Origin of the sequence: Couchioplanes caeruleus, from assembly GCF_023499255.1 — a bacterium.
Classification (GTDB): Bacteria; Actinomycetota; Actinomycetes; order Mycobacteriales; family Micromonosporaceae; genus Actinoplanes; species Actinoplanes caeruleus_A.
Genome location: NZ_CP092183.1, coordinates 718,765 through 732,440 on the forward strand (window position 1 = coordinate 718,765; position 13,676 = coordinate 732,440).

Consider the following 13,676-nt stretch of genomic DNA (forward strand, 5'->3'; position numbering starts at 1 on the left):
CAGCGATGATCAGGGTTCTCGTCGTCGACGACTCCGTCGTGGTCCGCCGGCTCATCGTGGACTCGCTGTCCGGTGCGCCGGGCATCGAGGTGGTCGGTACCGCCGCGAACGGCCTGCTGGCCCAGGCGAAGATCGACCAGCTCAAGCCGGACGCCATCACGATGGACATCGAGATGCCTCAGATGAACGGCATCGAGGCGGTCCGTGAGCTGCGCAAGCGGCACAAGCGCATACCAGTCATCATGTTCAGCACGCTCTCCGCGGCGGGCGCGAGCGCGACGCTCGAGGCGCTGTCGGCCGGCGCCACGGACTACGTGACGAAGCCGAGCAACGTCGGGTCCATCGCGGAATCCATCGCGGCCGTCCGCGAGCAGCTCGTACCGAAGATCCACGCGCTCGCCGGCCGGCGAGCGCCGGGGCCCACGCGGCCGGGTGCACGCCCGGTCCCGGGCCGCCCCGGCACCACGCCGCCGGCGTACCGGCCGGGTCCGGGAGGCCGCCCCACGGCCGTCCCCGGCCGCCCGGGCGCCCAACCGCCGGCGGCACCCGCCCGCCCGGCGCGGCGCGGACCGCACGGCCGGGTGGACATCCTCGCGATCGGCTCGTCGACCGGCGGCCCGGACGCGCTGACCAAGGTGCTGCAGGCGCTGCCGACGGACCTGCCGGTGCCGATCGTGGTGACGCAGCACATGCCTCCGGTCTTCACCAAGATGTTCGCCGAGCGGCTCGACCGCAGCACGCCGCTGAGGGTCGTCGAGGCCGGCGACGGGCTGGAGCTCGCGCCCGGCACGGTCTACATCGCCCCGGGCGACAAGCACCTCGTGCTGCAGCGCCGGGGCACTGCGACGCTGACCCAGCTCAGCGGCGCGCCGCCGGAGAACTCGTGCCGTCCGGCGGTGGACGTGATGTTCCGTTCGGTGGCGTCGCTCTTCGGGGCGGCGGCCTACGCGGCGGTGCTGACCGGCATGGGATACGACGGACGGGGTGGTGCGAAGGTGCTGCGGGACGCAGGAGCCGAGATCCTGGCTCAGGACGAGGCGAGCTCGGTGGTCTGGGGTATGCCCGGCGCCGTGGTCGGCGCGGGGCTGGCTGACGAGGTGCTGCCGCTGGACCGGATCGCCGCCGCCCTGATCCAGCGGGTCCAGGTCGGCCGCGCGCCACGGGCCACGGCGGTGACCCGATGACGCTCTCGCAGGCGGACTTCGCGTTCGTGTCGGCCCTCGTCCGCCGGGAGGCGGCGATCGTGCTCGCGCCGGGCAAGGAGTACCTGGTCGAGGCGCGGCTGATCCCGGTCGCGCGGCAGGTCGGCGCGGCCAGCGTCACCGACTTCCTGGCCAACCTGCAGCGCAAACCGAACCCGGCGGACCAGCGCCGGATCATCGACGCGCTGACCACGAACGAGACGTCGTGGTTCCGCGACCGGGAACCGTTCACGGCGCTGACCGATGTGGTCCTGCCGGAGCTGGTGAAGAGCCGCGGCTCGGCGCGCAAGGTACGCCTGTGGTCCGCGGCCAGCTCCAGCGGTCAGGAGGCGTACAGCCTGGCGATCACCCTGCAGGAGTCGCTGCCGGCCGGCTGGGCGTACGAGATCATGGGCAGTGACATCTCCACCGAGATGATCAAGCGTGCCGAGGCGGCCGAGTACAGCCAGGTCGAGGTCAACCGGGGTCTTCCGGCGACCCAGCTGGTGCAGTACTTCGAACGCGTGGGCGCGCACTGGCGGGTCGCACCGCATCTGCGGCGCAACGTGTCGTTCAAGCACATGAACCTGACCGCGCCGCTGCCGGCCATGCCGCCCTTCGACGTGATCTTCCTGCGCAACGTCCTCATCTACTTCGACGTCGCGACGAAGAAGTCGGTGCTGCGCAACGTGGCGCGCCTGCTGCGCCCGGACGGCTGGCTCTTCCTCGGCGCCGCCGAGACGACCATCGGGATCGACGACAACTACGAACGGGTGGCGGCCGGCCGGACCTCTGCCTACCGAGTACGCAGCGCGGTGCCGGCCGGTGCCGCGAGGAAGGGGTGAACCGCGGTGCGGGCGATGGTGATCGACGACTCCCGGGCGATGCGCATGATTCTGAAGCGCATCGTCGCGAAGCTGAACTTCGAGGCGATCGAGGCCGGTGACGGCCAGGAGGCCCTCGACCTGCTCGCCACGATGACCGAGGTGCCGGAACTGGCCCTCATCGACTGGAACATGCCGAACATGAACGGCCTCGAGTTCGTCACCAAGGTGCGCGCCGAGCCGCGGCTGCGCGAGATGACGCTGGTCATGGTGACGACCGAGAGCGAACAGAGCCAGATCGTCCGGGCACTCGCCGCGGGCGCCCACGAATACGTGATCAAGCCCTTCACCGAGGGCGCGATGATCGAAAAGTTGGCCCTCCTGGGCCTGGTACCGACCGGAGCGAACTCATGAGCGTCGAAACCGTGGTGAGCGAGGACGACCTCGCCGAGATGGTGGAACAGGTCTGGGTGTCGTACCTCGATCCCGAAGGGGTCAGCCCGCTGGTCACGACCGGCGACGACAAGCAGGCGACCGAGGTGCACTCGACCGTTTCCATCACGGGCACGTGGCACGGCCACCTCGTCTATGCCTGCTCGCTGGTGGCCGCGAAGAAGGCGGCCGCGGCCTTTCTGGCGATGGATGCGGAGGAGGTGAGCCAGGAGGACATCTCCGACGTGCTCGGCGAGCTGGCGAACATCGTCGGCGGCAACGTCAAGGCGATGCTCCCGGCGGGCTGCTTCCTGTCCCTGCCGACCGTCGTGCTCGCGCCCGACACCGCCTCGTACTACCCGGCCGCCGCGCGGATCAGCGGCCTGTACGGCACCTGGGACGGCGAGCCGGTCTCCATCTCGATGTGGCAGAGCGTGAAGCAGGAGGCCTCGGCATGAAGATCCTGATCGCTGACGACAGCCGCGTCATGCGGCAGATCGTCACCCGTACGCTGCGCCAGGCCGGCTTCGACGGGCACGACCTCGTCGAGGCCGCGGACGGCGCTGAGGCGGTGGAGAAGGCGAACGCGGAGAAGCCCGATCTGATCATCTCGGACTGGAACATGCCCGAGCTGACCGGCATCGACGTGCTGCGCAAGCTGCGGGCCGCCGGCAACGACGTGAAGTTCGGCTTCGTGACCTCGGAGTGCACCGAGGAGATGAAGAGCGCCGCGGAGAGCGCCGGTTCCGCGTTCTTCATCGTCAAGCCCTTCACAGCAGAGCAATTCGACGAGGTCCTCTCTCCTATTTTGGGATGATATAGCTATGTCTGACACCTCGGTGATTCCCGCCCCGCACGCCGTCCGCAACCTCTTCGAGGACCTCCTCGGCCGGGACGTCAACGTCTCCCCGGGCGATCCGATGACCGCCGAGAACCTGCCCACCGGCGTGATCGCCATCTATACGGACACGTCTCAGCAGCTCTACGCGGTGCTCGGCATGACGCTGAGCCTCGCGGCCAACGCGGGAGCGGCGCTCGGCCTGCTCCCCGCCGGGGCCGCCGAGGACAGCATCGAGGAGAAGACGCTCTTCCCGAACCTCGCCGAGAACGTCTTCGAGCTCTGCAACGTGTTCACCAGCCTGCTCAACCGCGAGGGCGCGCCGCACGTCAAGCTCTACCAGGTGATCTACCCGGGCATGGACCTGCCCAACGACGCCCGGGCCCACCTGCTCGCGCTCGGCAAGCGGCTCGACCTGACGATCGAGGTCTCCCGCTACGGCAAGGGCAGGTTCTCCCTGTCCATCGCCTGACCACGGACGACGAAAAGGGGCCGGTCGATGGACCGGCCCCTTTCGTGTTTGCCCGCCGGTCAGCCGGCGTCGACGCGGCTGTCCGGTGCCGAGCGCTGGGGCAGCACCGTCGTGGGCAGGTGTGCCAGGCCCTCGTCGCGGCGCAGCCGCCCGGCCGCGCGGCTCAGGCCGCGCCGGGCCGGGATGAGGCGCTGCGGCACCGCGGTCCAGCCGTAGCGCAGCAGTTCGGCCGGGGCGGGGCGGGCCTTGCGGGAGAGCTCGTACCCGTTGGCCAGCAGGCGGCTGCCCAGTGCCGCCTCGCACAGCGCGATCTCCTCGGCGGTGAGCCGGTTCTGCCAGCTCTGTACGCGTTCCGTGGTCACGGCCGAGTGCGTACGCGCATGCCAGGTCTTGAACGACGGGACCGCGATCCGCGCGACCGACGAGGGCTCGGCCATGGCCGGGTCGTATTCCTCACCGAGGTACGCGCACAGCTCGGTGAGCTTGCCGTTCGGGTCCGCGACCAGGTCCTCGTAACGCAACTCGTGCCACTGCGACGGGCCGAGGCGGCGGGCGGCGCGGCGGGCGTCGTCGACGGCACGGGCCCAGGATGCGACCGTGGCGTAGATGTCCTTGCGGTGCCAGGACATCTCCTTGAGGGAGGCCACGCAGTCCCGGCCGTCGCGGACGATGTTGATGAACTGCGCGTCCGGGAAGAGGCGCAGCAGCAGGTCGACGTTGTGCAGGTACGCCGGCCGCTTGTCGCCCCAGCGCGGCTTGCCGAAGCGGGCCGCGTACTGCTGGAAGATCGTGCCGAGCACCGAGCCCAGCGTGCCGGGCCCGGCCGTGATCCGCTCGACGATGTCCTCGGCGTCGAGGCCGAGGTCGCAGAAGCGGGTCTCGCGCCGGTCCACGATCCGCCGGGCGAGGGCGCGCCGGTTCTCGGCGACGGTCAGGTCGCCGAACTCGCGCCGTTCCCGGTACGCGGCCAGCACGAACCGCGTCTCCGGCGGAATCGCGATGCGCGGGTGCGCGTGCAGCATGAGCTGCAGCATCGTCGTGCCCGAACGCGGGCACCCGACGACGATGATCGGACGGTCACTGGGCACCGTACACCTCCGGTGGGCAGTAGCTCACCGGCAGTAACATAGCCGTAAAACGGGCGAATCTGAACGAAGTGTCACGGCGTGTCGGAGCTCTCGGACCCGGTGTCCGGGGTCGGGCGTACCGGGGTGCCCGGCTCCTCCGTCCTGCCGTACCCAGCGGTGACGAAGCGCAGGGCGGCGAGGAGTATCGCGGCGATCGGCACGGCGATGAGGAAACGGACCAGCACCTCGGTCACGTCGATCTCGTCGAGCACGTAGCGATACAGCGCCGGCGCGCTCATCAGCAGCGCGAACAGCAGGACGGAGGGACGGATCACCGGTCAGCCCCGGCGGGCCGGCCGGCGGGGCAGGGCGGCCATGGGCACCACGTCGGACGCGATCCGGGCGCAGAGCATCGCCGCCCACGAGTGCGGGGTGGCGGGCTTGCCGTCGAGCGACACGATCGGCAGGTCCAGGCCGAGCACGGTCGCCGGGTCCGAGGTCATGTCGACGTTGTGCACCACGAGGGCCTCGACGTCGCCGAGCGCGCGCAGGTGCCGGGCGGTGTCCGCGGTCTTGCGGGTGGCGTCCACGACCGCCCACACCGCGGTCGCCCCCAGCGCGTCGCACATCTCCGCGAGGTAGATCGGGTCGGTGGCCCCGACCGGCGCGTTCACCACCACGATCCAGGCATGGTCGGCGCTCTGCAGCTTCTCCGCCCGCTGCGCGGCCGCCTCGGGATCGCCCAGGATCCGCGACGAGTGCATGCCGGTGCCGGCCGCGGTCGGGCCGCCCAGCAGCAGGTGGGCCTGGTCGATGCCGGCCTGCTCGCACAGCTTCCGGCCGCTCGGCAGGGCGTGCTCGAGGTCGCCGGCGAGCACCAGGATCTCGCCCGGAGCGTCCGGGACGCCGGGTGCCGACGGGCGGTTCGCCAGCACGCCGAGCACCCCCGCGTACGTGTCGCCGCCGACGATCTGCGCGGCCATGGCCTCCGGCATGCCGACCTTCATCAGGTTCTGCTGCACGGTGTCGTAGTGGTGCGGCCGTACGGTGGCGTGCATGACGTGCCCGGGGCCGGGCCCGCCCGGCGTGGGCATCGGGCCGAGGCCCAGGCCGCCCAGCGACTCGGCCAGGCTGGTCTGTGCCGGCGCGGGCGCCGGTGACGTCGGCGCGAGGTGGTACGCAGCGGCCGCCGAGCGGGGCGGCGCGGGGTTCTGCGCGGCCCGGTTCGCCGCCGCGCTGGGCGGGAAGGCCGGGGCGTCGTTGACCCCGAGGCCGCCCATCAGCTCCGCCAGCGACGGTACGGGCGGCAGCGGCCGTACCGGTCCGCCGTTGACCGGTGAGCCGGTGGCCTGGGCCGGGCGGAACGGCCGTACCGTCGGGCTCTCGGGCCGTTCCGGATCGGTGGCCTGCGGCCGCGGCGACGGGCGGTTGTACGCCTCGGCCCGGTCCAGGTTGGCCATGAGCTCGGCGAACGCGGAACCCGGCTCGCGGGCGCCGCCCGGGATGCCGGACAGCCCCCGGCCTCCGACGGCCGCGTCGGCGTCGCCGATGCCCGCGTCGCGCCCGGTCATCCGGTCCACTGCCGCGGCCGGACCTTCCTGGGCGATCCGGTCGTTGGACTCGGCCCGGGCCAGCAGCTGCTCCAGCGTCTGCGGGCCGTCGTCGGCCGCGGCGGGCCGCCGGGGCGGTGTGTCGTTGCGCTCGTCGGGGTCGGGGACCTCGACGGACAGCTCGTAGTGTTGCTTGGCGAAGAACCCGCCGAAGCCCCCGGTCCGGACCTTGTCCGCCGAGATGATCCGCACCGAGGAGCCGTATTCGTCGCGCACCTGCGCCAGCAACGGCTCGATGGCCGGACCCTCAAGCAGCACCCGCGTAGGCACCGTTCACCACCCCCATGGTTTCTATCTGTGCGGTGGAACCTGAAATCTCCGAGTAGGACAGCACCTGCACGCGGCGCGAGCCGGCCCGCAGGAGACGCATGAGTGGCAGCCGCAGCTGCGGTGAGCAGGCCAGCACCGGGGTGATCCCGGCCTGCTCGGCGGCCTCGACGAGCCGCGCGGCCTCGCTGACGATGGCCTCGGCGCGCAGGCCGTCGATGGCCATGAACGCGCCGGTCTCGCTGGGGCGCAGCGACTCGAGCAGGGTCTGCTCGAGCATCGGGTCGAGGGTGATCACGGTCAGCCGGCCGCCGGCCGCGTACTGGGCCGCGATCGCCGGTCCCAGCGCGGCCCGGGCCGCCTCGACCAGGCCGTCGTGGTCGACGGACACCTTCGCGCGCAGCGACAGCGCCTCGAAGATGCGGACCAGGTCGCGGATCGGTACGCCCTCGTCCAGCAGCGCCTGCAGCACCCGCTGGATCTGTCCGAGGCTGAGCAGCGTGGGCGTGAGCTCCTCGACCACCACGGGATGCGTGCGCTTGACCATCTCGGTGAGCGCCCGGACGTCCTCGCGGCCGAGCAGCCGGCTGGCGTTCTGCCGGACGATCTCGGCGAGGTGCGTGATGATCACCGAGGCCCGGTCCACCACCGTCGCCCCGGAGAGCTCGGCCTGGTAGTGCAGCTCCGCCGGCACCCACTTGCCGGCCAGGCCGAAGACCGGCTCGACGCCGGCCCGGCCGGGCAGCGCCTGCAAGCCGTCGCCGATCGCCAGCACCGTGCCGGGCGGCGCCTGGCCGGTGCCCGCGTCGACCCCGGAGATGCGGATCGCGTACGACGACAGCGGCAGGTCGAGGTCGTCGCGGGTGCGCACGGGCGGCATCACGATGCCCAGCTCGAGGGCCATCTTGCGGCGCAGCGCCCGGACCCGGTCGAGCAGGTCACCGCCGTTGGTGTCGACCAGGTCGACGAGGTCCGGCGAGAGTGCCAGCTCCAGCGGGTCCACCCGCATCTCGCCGAGCAGCTGTTCCGGGGAGTCCGGCGCGGGGCGTTCCAGCTCGGGCACCGCCGCGGCCGCCTCCTCCGGGGCCGGGTCCTTGATCCGCTGGGCGATGAAGAGCGTGATCGCGCCGATGATCAGGAAGGGCACCTTCGGCAGGCCCGGGATCACGCAGAGGCCGAGCGCGGCGCCGCCGGCGATGCGCAGCGCGAGCTTGTTCTGGCCCAGCTGGGCGGTGACGCTGCTGCCCATGTCGCCGGAGGTCGCCGAGCGGGTGGTGATCAGGCCGGTGGCGACGGAGAGCAGCAGGGCGGGGATCTGCGAGACCAGGCCGTCGCCGACGGTCAGCAGGCTGTACTGGTTCATCGCCTCGGCGGGGGACAGACCCTGCTGGAGCATGCCGACCGCGAAGCCGCCCACCAGGTTGATGACCGTGATGATGATGGCGGCGATGGCGTCGCCCTTGACGAACTTCGAGCCACCGTCCATCGCGCCGTAGAAGTCGGCCTCCGCGGCGACCTCGGCACGGCGCCGGCGGGCCTCGTCCTCGTCGATGAGGCCGGCGTTGAGGTCGGCGTCGATGGCCATCTGCTTGCCGGGCATCGCGTCCAGGGTGAAGCGGGCACCGACCTCGGCGACCCGCTCGGCACCCTTGGTGACCACCACCATCTGGACGATGATCAGGATCAGGAAGATGACCAGGCCGATCACCAGCGAACCACCGACGACGAAGTCGCCGAACGCGTGGATGACCTTGCCCGCGTCGCCGTCGCGCAGCACCAGGCGGGTGGCGCTGATGTTGAGCGCGAGCCGGAAGAGCGTCATGACCAGCAGCAGCGCCGGGAAGACCGAGAAGTCGAGCGGCTTCTGCACGAACATCGCGACCATCAGGATCAGCAGGGCGCCGGTGATGTTGGTCGCGATCAGCAGGTCGAGCAGGAAGGTCGGCAGGGGCACGACCATCATGACGATGATGCCGATGACCCCGACGGGTACGGCGAACTTGCTGAGGTTGCGGTTCTTCACGGCCCCCCTTCCACCTGCTGATAGTCCCGCAGCGGAGGCCGTGATGTGAGGAAATCTCCCAGATTATGACTATGCTGCCGCCTGCGCAGCGTTCGGGTTGCGGTGCACACCTGCGGCGGACCCACGAGACTTCAGGCTCATCACGAACGCCAACACCTTCGCGACCGCCCCGAAGAACTCGGCAGGGATCTCCTGCCCCACCTCCACGCCCTTCTCCAGCGCTCGGGCCAGCGGTACGTCCTGCACCATCGGGATGCGGTGCTCGGTGGCCAGCTCCCGGATCTTCTGCGCGATCGCGCCCTGGCCCTTGGCGATCACCCGGGGCGCGCCCTTCGCCGGGTCGTAGCGCAGCGCCACCGCCACGTGGGTCGGGTTGACGAGCACGACGTCCGCGGTCGGTACGTCGGCCATCTGCCGGTTGCGGGCCATCGCCATCTGCCGGGCGCGGATCTGACCCTTGACGTGCGGGTCGCCCTCGGTGTTCTTGTTCTCCTGCTTGACCTCCTCCTTCGTCATCCGCAGCTGCTTGTTGGTGCGCCGGCGCACCACGAAGTAGTCGGCCGCGGCCATGACGATGCCGGCCACGGCGGCGGCCCGGATCAGCGCGAGGACGGCATCGTTGACCACGCCGAGCAGCGAGCCGATCTGCAACCGCCCCGCGGTCATCAGCAGCGGCACGATGTCCTTCATCGTCGCGTACAGCACGCCGGCCAGCACACCGGTCTTGATCAGCGCTTTCGTGCCCTCCCACAGCGCCTGCGGCCCGAACATCTTCTTGATGCCGGGCAGCGGGTTGAGCCGGCTGAACTTCGGGATGAACAGCTTCGTGGCGACCCGGATACCGCCCTGCGCCCCGGCGGCCGCGATGCCGATCGCCATCATCGTCAGCGCCAGCGGCAGCACCGCCCAGGCGGCGCTCATCAGGCCGTTCTTGAGCATGCCGAGCGCGATCTGCGGGTCCGGGTCGGCGATCACGTCGGGGATCTTCGCCATCAGCTCCCGCGAGTGGTCCATCGCCGAGGACAGCGTGCGCGGCAGCATGATGCTCGCGCCGAGCATGCCGAACCAGGCGCCCACGTCCTGGCTGCGCCCGATCTGGCCCTCCTGCTTGGCCTTCTTGAGCTTCTGCGGTGTGGGCTGTTCGGTCTTCTCGCCGGCCACGGATCACCCCCCGCTCAGGCGTACGACGACCGTCACGGCCTTGTCGATCAGCCCGTCCAGGGCCTGCGGCAGCACGGCGATCGCCGTACCGGACAGGGTGAGCACCAGGAAGATCTTCGCCGGGAAGCCCAGCTGGAACGCGTTGAGCGCGGGCGCCACCCGGTTGAGCAGGCCGAAGGCGACGTCGGTCAGGAACAGCACGGCGATCAGCGGCCCGGCGATCTGCAGCGCCGCCAGGAACATCTCGCCGACGCCGTCGGTCAGCACCGTGCTGAACGTCTTCAGCGAGAACGAGGCGTCCAGCGGCAGGGTCCGGTACGACTGCATGAACCCGCGCAGCACCATCTGGTGCCCGTCGCTGGCGAACAGCAGGGTCACCGCGACCAGGTTGTAGAAGCGGCCGAAGACCGAGCTCTGGTTCTGCGACAGCGGGTCGTACGCGGCGGCCAGCGTGAAGCCGCCGAAGACGTCGATGAGGTCACCGGCGGCCTGCACGGCGGCGAAGAACACGAACGTGATGAAGCCGAGCGCGGCACCCACGAACAGCTGCAGCACGGTCGCCGCGATGATCGCCGAGGTCTGCAGCGAGGGCACCGAGGCGGTCAGGTACGGCGCCATCGGCAGCGCGATGCCGATCGAGAGCAGCACCTTCACCTGCGCCGGGATGAGCCGCGAGTTGAACGGCGGGCAGAGCATCAGCCACGCGCCGGCCCGGGCCGCGCCGAGGAAGATCGCGATGAGCTGCGCGATCGGCACGTCGGCGTTCACGGGTACGACCCCACCAGCGCGGTGATGATCAGCCCCCATCCGTTGACCAGCACGAACAGCAGCAGCTTGAACGGCATCGCCACGGTCACCGGGGGCAGCATCATCATGCCCAGGCTCATCAGCGACGCGGACACGACCATGTCGATGATGAGGAACGGGATGAAGATGACGAACCCGATGATGAAGGCGGCGCGCAGCTCGGAGAGGACGAACGCGGGGATCAGCGTGGTGAGCTCGACGTCGGCGGCCGTCGCCGGCTTCTCCTGGTCGGACACCTTGATCAGCAGGGCGAGCTCGTCCTCGCGGGTGTTCTTCAGCATGAAGTCCCGCAGCGGCTGCACGCCGTCCTTGAACGCCTGCGACTGCGTCTTGTCCCCGGCCAGGTACGGCTGCACGCCCTGGTCGTTCACCTGCGACAGCACCGGGCTCATGATGAACAGGCTGATGAACAGCGCCAGCCCGGCGAGCACCTGGTTGGGCGGCATGCTGGTCAGGCCCAGCGCGTTGCGGGTGATCCCGAGGACCATGAACACCTTGGTGAAGCTCGTGCACAGCAGCAGGACGGCGGGCGCCACCGACAGCAGGGTCAGGCCCAGCACGATGACCAGCGACGTGGCCGGTTTGCTGCCGTCGGGGTTCGTACCGTTGATGTTGAAGTTGATGCTGCCGCCGCTCGGCCGGACCGTCGGCGCGACCGGCGGGGTGGGCCCGGGCGCCCGCGGCAGCTCGTAGTGCGCGACGTGGGCGACCGCGGCCGGCATCGGCTGCGGCGCGGCCTGCGCCGCGGCGGCCGGCAGCAACCCGCCGAACGCCAGAACTGCGATCACGATCATCCGCCGCCACATGTCAGCGCCTCGTCGTCCGGTCGCGCAGGAAATCCAGTGTCGAGCTCCACGTACGCGGGGACAGGATGGAGCCGTCCAGCTTGCCGCCGTGGTGCGGCAGCACCGTGGGGTGCGCCGGCGGGAGCAGCTCGCCGTCCTCGACCGGTGCCGCGCCGCGCCCGGCCGGGGTGGGATGAGCCTCGTGCGTGAACGCGCCCAGCTCGGTCTCGCCCAGCAGGCTCACCTGCGTGTCGGTGACCCCGAGGATCAGCGCGCGATCCGCCACCTGCACCACCGCCACCGAGGAGCCGCGGCTCAGCGGCTGCCGGTTGAGCACCGACAGGCTGCCCGACCCGCGCCGGCCCAGCCCGCCGCGGCGAGCCACCCGGGCCAGTCCCCACATCAGGCCGAAGACGACCAGCAGGGAGAAGCCGATGCGCAGGACGAGCTCGAACAAGGCCTACTCCCCGCTGCCCGGGGAGACGATCTCGGTGATCCGGATGCCGAAGTTCTCGTCGATGACCACGACCTCGCCGCGGGCGATCAGCCGGCCGTTGACCAGCAGGTCCGCGGGGCTGCCCGCGGCCCGGTCGAGCTCGACGATGGCGCCCGGGCTCAGCGAGAGCAGCTCGCGCACGCTCATCCGGGTACGGCCCAGCTCGGCCGAGACCTCCATCTCGACGTCGTGCAGCATGTCCAGGCCGCCGCGGATCGGTGCCGGGGCCGACGAGCCGCGCCGCGCGACCCCGCCCGTCCCGCCGTCGGACGGCCACGGGCTCAGCGACAGCGCCAGCACCGCGCGGATCTCCCCGCCGTCCAGCAGCGGTACGGCCACCGAGTCGTCCTTGGCGGCGATGGCGCTCAGGGCGACCGCGGGCTCCATGATCTGGCCCGGGTCGAGCACCACCGGGCCGAACGCGCGGGCCGCGGCCTCCAGCGCCGGGCGTACGGCGGCCGTCAGGTCCAGCTCGCCGAGCGGGCTCTCCTTCAGCGCGTCGGCGAGGTCCTGACCCACCACGACGACGACCTCGCCGGCGGCCGCGCCGCTGAACCGGGCGGTGATCGCCTGGCCGGAGGTCAGCAGGTCGGCGCTCGCGGCCACGGGGGCGCCCACCGCGAGCTGCCGGCTCGTCGGCAGCACCGCCAGGGCCTGCTCGGCGGCGGCACGGACCAGCGCGAGCTGCGGCTCGGTGATGGTTGGCGCGGTCATCGACGCTCTTCCTCCTTGGGCGACGGCACGACGAGACAGGCGAGCCGGGCACCCTGGTTACCGGGGACTGCATGTGCGAAAACGGTCTCGTTGACGGTCACCTCGAGCGGCACGCTGGTCGGGTGTCCCAGCGGCACGACGTCGCCGGGGCGTAGATCCACGATGTCATCGGTACGCATCCGAATGGGCTGGAATCGGACAGCTACGTCGATCGGCGCCGCGGAAAGTCCGGCCGTGAGCTTCCGCAGGGAGGTTTCGCGTACCATCCGCTCGGCCGGCGTGAGCTCGATCGTCTCCTGCTTCTCCAGCACCGGCAGGATGGTGTTGAACGGCAGGCAGATGCTGGCCACGCACTCCTCGGTGCCGACCTTCATCTCGAACGACGCGATCACCACGGCGTCGCCGGGCTGGTGGGCGCGGAGGAACTGCGCGTTGTACTCGATCTCGCGCAGCTTGGGCTGGATGTCGACCAGGCTCTCGAAGCCGTACCGCAGCTCGCCGAGCATCCGCTCCAGCAGCCCGCGCAGCAGCGGCATCTCCACCTCGGTCAGCGGCCGCTCCGGCTGGGGCCCGCCGGGGCCGCCGAGCATATGGTCGATAGCGGTCATTACCGCGGAGGTGGCCATCTCCATCAGCACCGTGCCGGGCAGCGGGTCGATGGCCACCACTGCGATCACGGTCGGGTTCGCCAGCGAGGCCACGTACTCGTCGTAGTTCAGCTGCTCGATGGAGACCAGGGAGACGCTGCTGACCGTGCGCAGCCGGGTGGTGAGCAGGGTGCCGCAGCTGCGGGCGTACGTCTCGAACGCGATCTGCAGCGTCCGGACGTGCTCCCGGGACAGCTTGATCGGCCGGCGGAAGTCGTACGCGGTGGGCCCGGCACTGGCGCCGCGCCGGGACATCTTGCCGGGGGAGCGGGTCGGAGACGTGGTCACGTCGTCCTCATCGGCTCGGTTGCGCAACCGCTGAGGCGTACGGCGTGCTATGTCCGTACCTGCG

The 13,676-nt window shown here is 70.8% G+C and carries 16 protein-coding genes; 6 read left to right on the forward strand and 10 right to left on the reverse strand.

Annotated features, from left to right (window positions below; genetic code table 11):
* Positions 1–5 precede the first annotated feature (5 nt).
* Genes COUCH_RS03395 through COUCH_RS03420 form a run of 6 tightly spaced genes read left to right on the forward strand, consistent with a single transcriptional unit; the run spans position 6 to position 3,747 of the window.
* Entirely contained in the window at positions 6–1,184 is a 1,179-nt protein-coding gene (locus tag COUCH_RS03395; RefSeq protein WP_249610644.1) for a protein-glutamate methylesterase/protein-glutamine glutaminase, read from the forward strand.
* Positions 1,181–2,026: a CheR family methyltransferase gene (locus COUCH_RS03400; protein ID WP_249610645.1), complete on the forward strand. Its 846-nt coding sequence runs from the start codon at positions 1,181–1,183 to the stop codon at positions 2,024–2,026. Before COUCH_RS03395 ends, COUCH_RS03400 begins: the two co-directional genes overlap by 4 nt.
* 15 nt (positions 2,027–2,041) lie before the next feature.
* The gene (locus tag COUCH_RS03405) at positions 2,042–2,419 is read left to right on the forward strand and encodes a response regulator (protein WP_221478700.1); all 378 of its coding nucleotides are present in this window, start codon (positions 2,042–2,044) and stop codon (positions 2,417–2,419) included.
* Positions 2,416–2,895 carry a chemotaxis protein CheX gene (locus COUCH_RS03410; RefSeq protein ID WP_249610646.1) on the forward strand — a complete coding sequence of 160 codons (480 nt, stop codon included), beginning with the start codon at positions 2,416–2,418 and terminating at the stop codon, positions 2,893–2,895. The genes COUCH_RS03405 and COUCH_RS03410 overlap by 4 nt, the downstream gene beginning before the upstream one ends.
* The gene (locus tag COUCH_RS03415) at positions 2,892–3,254 is read left to right on the forward strand and encodes a response regulator (protein WP_249610647.1); all 363 of its coding nucleotides are present in this window, start codon (positions 2,892–2,894) and stop codon (positions 3,252–3,254) included. Before COUCH_RS03410 ends, COUCH_RS03415 begins: the two co-directional genes overlap by 4 nt.
* 7 nt (positions 3,255–3,261) lie before the next feature.
* Positions 3,262–3,747 carry a hypothetical protein gene (locus COUCH_RS03420; protein WP_249610648.1) on the forward strand — a complete coding sequence of 162 codons (486 nt, stop codon included), beginning with the start codon at positions 3,262–3,264 and terminating at the stop codon, positions 3,745–3,747.
* Between the two features lie 59 nt (positions 3,748–3,806).
* Here COUCH_RS03420 and COUCH_RS03425 read toward each other — a convergent pair whose 3' ends face one another.
* The 10 genes from COUCH_RS03425 to COUCH_RS03470 all read right to left on the reverse strand — a co-directional run bounded on the left by COUCH_RS03425 (position 3,807) and on the right by COUCH_RS03470 (position 13,612).
* Positions 3,807–4,835, reverse strand: a complete 1,029-nt coding sequence (locus tag COUCH_RS03425; RefSeq protein ID WP_249610649.1) for a sulfotransferase family protein — start codon at positions 4,833–4,835, stop codon at positions 3,807–3,809.
* Positions 4,836–4,906: 71 nt separating this feature from the next.
* Positions 4,907–5,149: a hypothetical protein gene (locus tag COUCH_RS03430; RefSeq protein WP_249610650.1), complete on the reverse strand. Its 243-nt coding sequence runs from the start codon at positions 5,147–5,149 to the stop codon at positions 4,907–4,909.
* A 3-nt stretch (positions 5,150–5,152) separates the two neighbouring features.
* Complete coding sequence (locus tag COUCH_RS03435; RefSeq protein WP_249610651.1) at positions 5,153–6,682, reverse strand: hypothetical protein; 1,530 nt, start codon at positions 6,680–6,682, stop codon at positions 5,153–5,155.
* Positions 6,672–8,714 (reverse strand): flagellar biosynthesis protein FlhA, encoded by a 2,043-nt coding sequence (gene flhA, locus COUCH_RS03440; RefSeq protein ID WP_249610652.1) that lies wholly within the window; start codon positions 8,712–8,714, stop codon positions 6,672–6,674. Before flhA ends, COUCH_RS03435 begins: the two co-directional genes overlap by 11 nt.
* Before the next feature lie 69 nt (positions 8,715–8,783).
* A complete protein-coding gene (locus COUCH_RS03445) occupies positions 8,784–9,875 on the reverse strand; it encodes an EscU/YscU/HrcU family type III secretion system export apparatus switch protein (protein WP_249610653.1) in 1,092 nt (363 codons plus the stop codon).
* A 3-nt stretch (positions 9,876–9,878) separates the two neighbouring features.
* The gene (gene fliR, locus COUCH_RS03450) at positions 9,879–10,643 is read right to left on the reverse strand and encodes a flagellar biosynthetic protein FliR (protein ID WP_249610654.1); all 765 of its coding nucleotides are present in this window, start codon (positions 10,641–10,643) and stop codon (positions 9,879–9,881) included.
* Positions 10,640–11,476, reverse strand: a complete 837-nt coding sequence (gene fliP / locus COUCH_RS03455; RefSeq protein WP_249610655.1) for a flagellar type III secretion system pore protein FliP — start codon at positions 11,474–11,476, stop codon at positions 10,640–10,642. Before fliP ends, fliR begins: the two co-directional genes overlap by 4 nt.
* Before the next feature lie 13 nt (positions 11,477–11,489).
* On the reverse strand, positions 11,490–11,924 hold the full coding sequence (gene fliO, locus COUCH_RS03460) for a flagellar biosynthetic protein FliO (protein WP_249610656.1): 435 nt from the start codon (positions 11,922–11,924) through the stop codon (positions 11,490–11,492).
* A gap of 3 nt (positions 11,925–11,927) precedes the next feature.
* Positions 11,928–12,677, reverse strand: a complete 750-nt coding sequence (gene fliN, locus COUCH_RS03465) for a flagellar motor switch protein FliN (protein WP_249610657.1) — start codon at positions 12,675–12,677, stop codon at positions 11,928–11,930.
* Positions 12,674–13,612: a flagellar motor switch protein FliM gene (locus tag COUCH_RS03470; RefSeq protein WP_249610658.1), complete on the reverse strand. Its 939-nt coding sequence runs from the start codon at positions 13,610–13,612 to the stop codon at positions 12,674–12,676. The genes fliN and COUCH_RS03470 overlap by 4 nt, the downstream gene beginning before the upstream one ends.
* Positions 13,613–13,676: the final 64 nt, after the last annotated feature.

Bases quoted from the DNA above. Each gene is read 5' to 3' on its own strand.
- COUCH_RS03395 (WP_249610644.1), top strand. From the start codon at position 6: ATGATCAGGGTTCTCGTCGTCGACGACTCCGTCGTGGTCCGCCGGCTC.
- COUCH_RS03400 (WP_249610645.1), top strand. From the start codon at position 1,181: ATGACGCTCTCGCAGGCGGACTTCGCGTTCGTGTCGGCCCTCGTCCGC.
- COUCH_RS03405 (WP_221478700.1), top strand. From the start codon at position 2,042: ATGGTGATCGACGACTCCCGGGCGATGCGCATGATTCTGAAGCGCATC.
- COUCH_RS03410 (WP_249610646.1), top strand. From the start codon at position 2,416: ATGAGCGTCGAAACCGTGGTGAGCGAGGACGACCTCGCCGAGATGGTG.
- COUCH_RS03415 (WP_249610647.1), top strand. From the start codon at position 2,892: ATGAAGATCCTGATCGCTGACGACAGCCGCGTCATGCGGCAGATCGTC.
- COUCH_RS03420 (WP_249610648.1), top strand. From the start codon at position 3,262: ATGTCTGACACCTCGGTGATTCCCGCCCCGCACGCCGTCCGCAACCTC.
- fliP (WP_249610655.1), bottom strand. From the start codon at position 11,476: ATGATCGTGATCGCAGTTCTGGCGTTCGGCGGGTTGCTGCCGGCCGCC.
- fliN (WP_249610657.1), bottom strand. From the start codon at position 12,677: ATGACCGCGCCAACCATCACCGAGCCGCAGCTCGCGCTGGTCCGTGCC.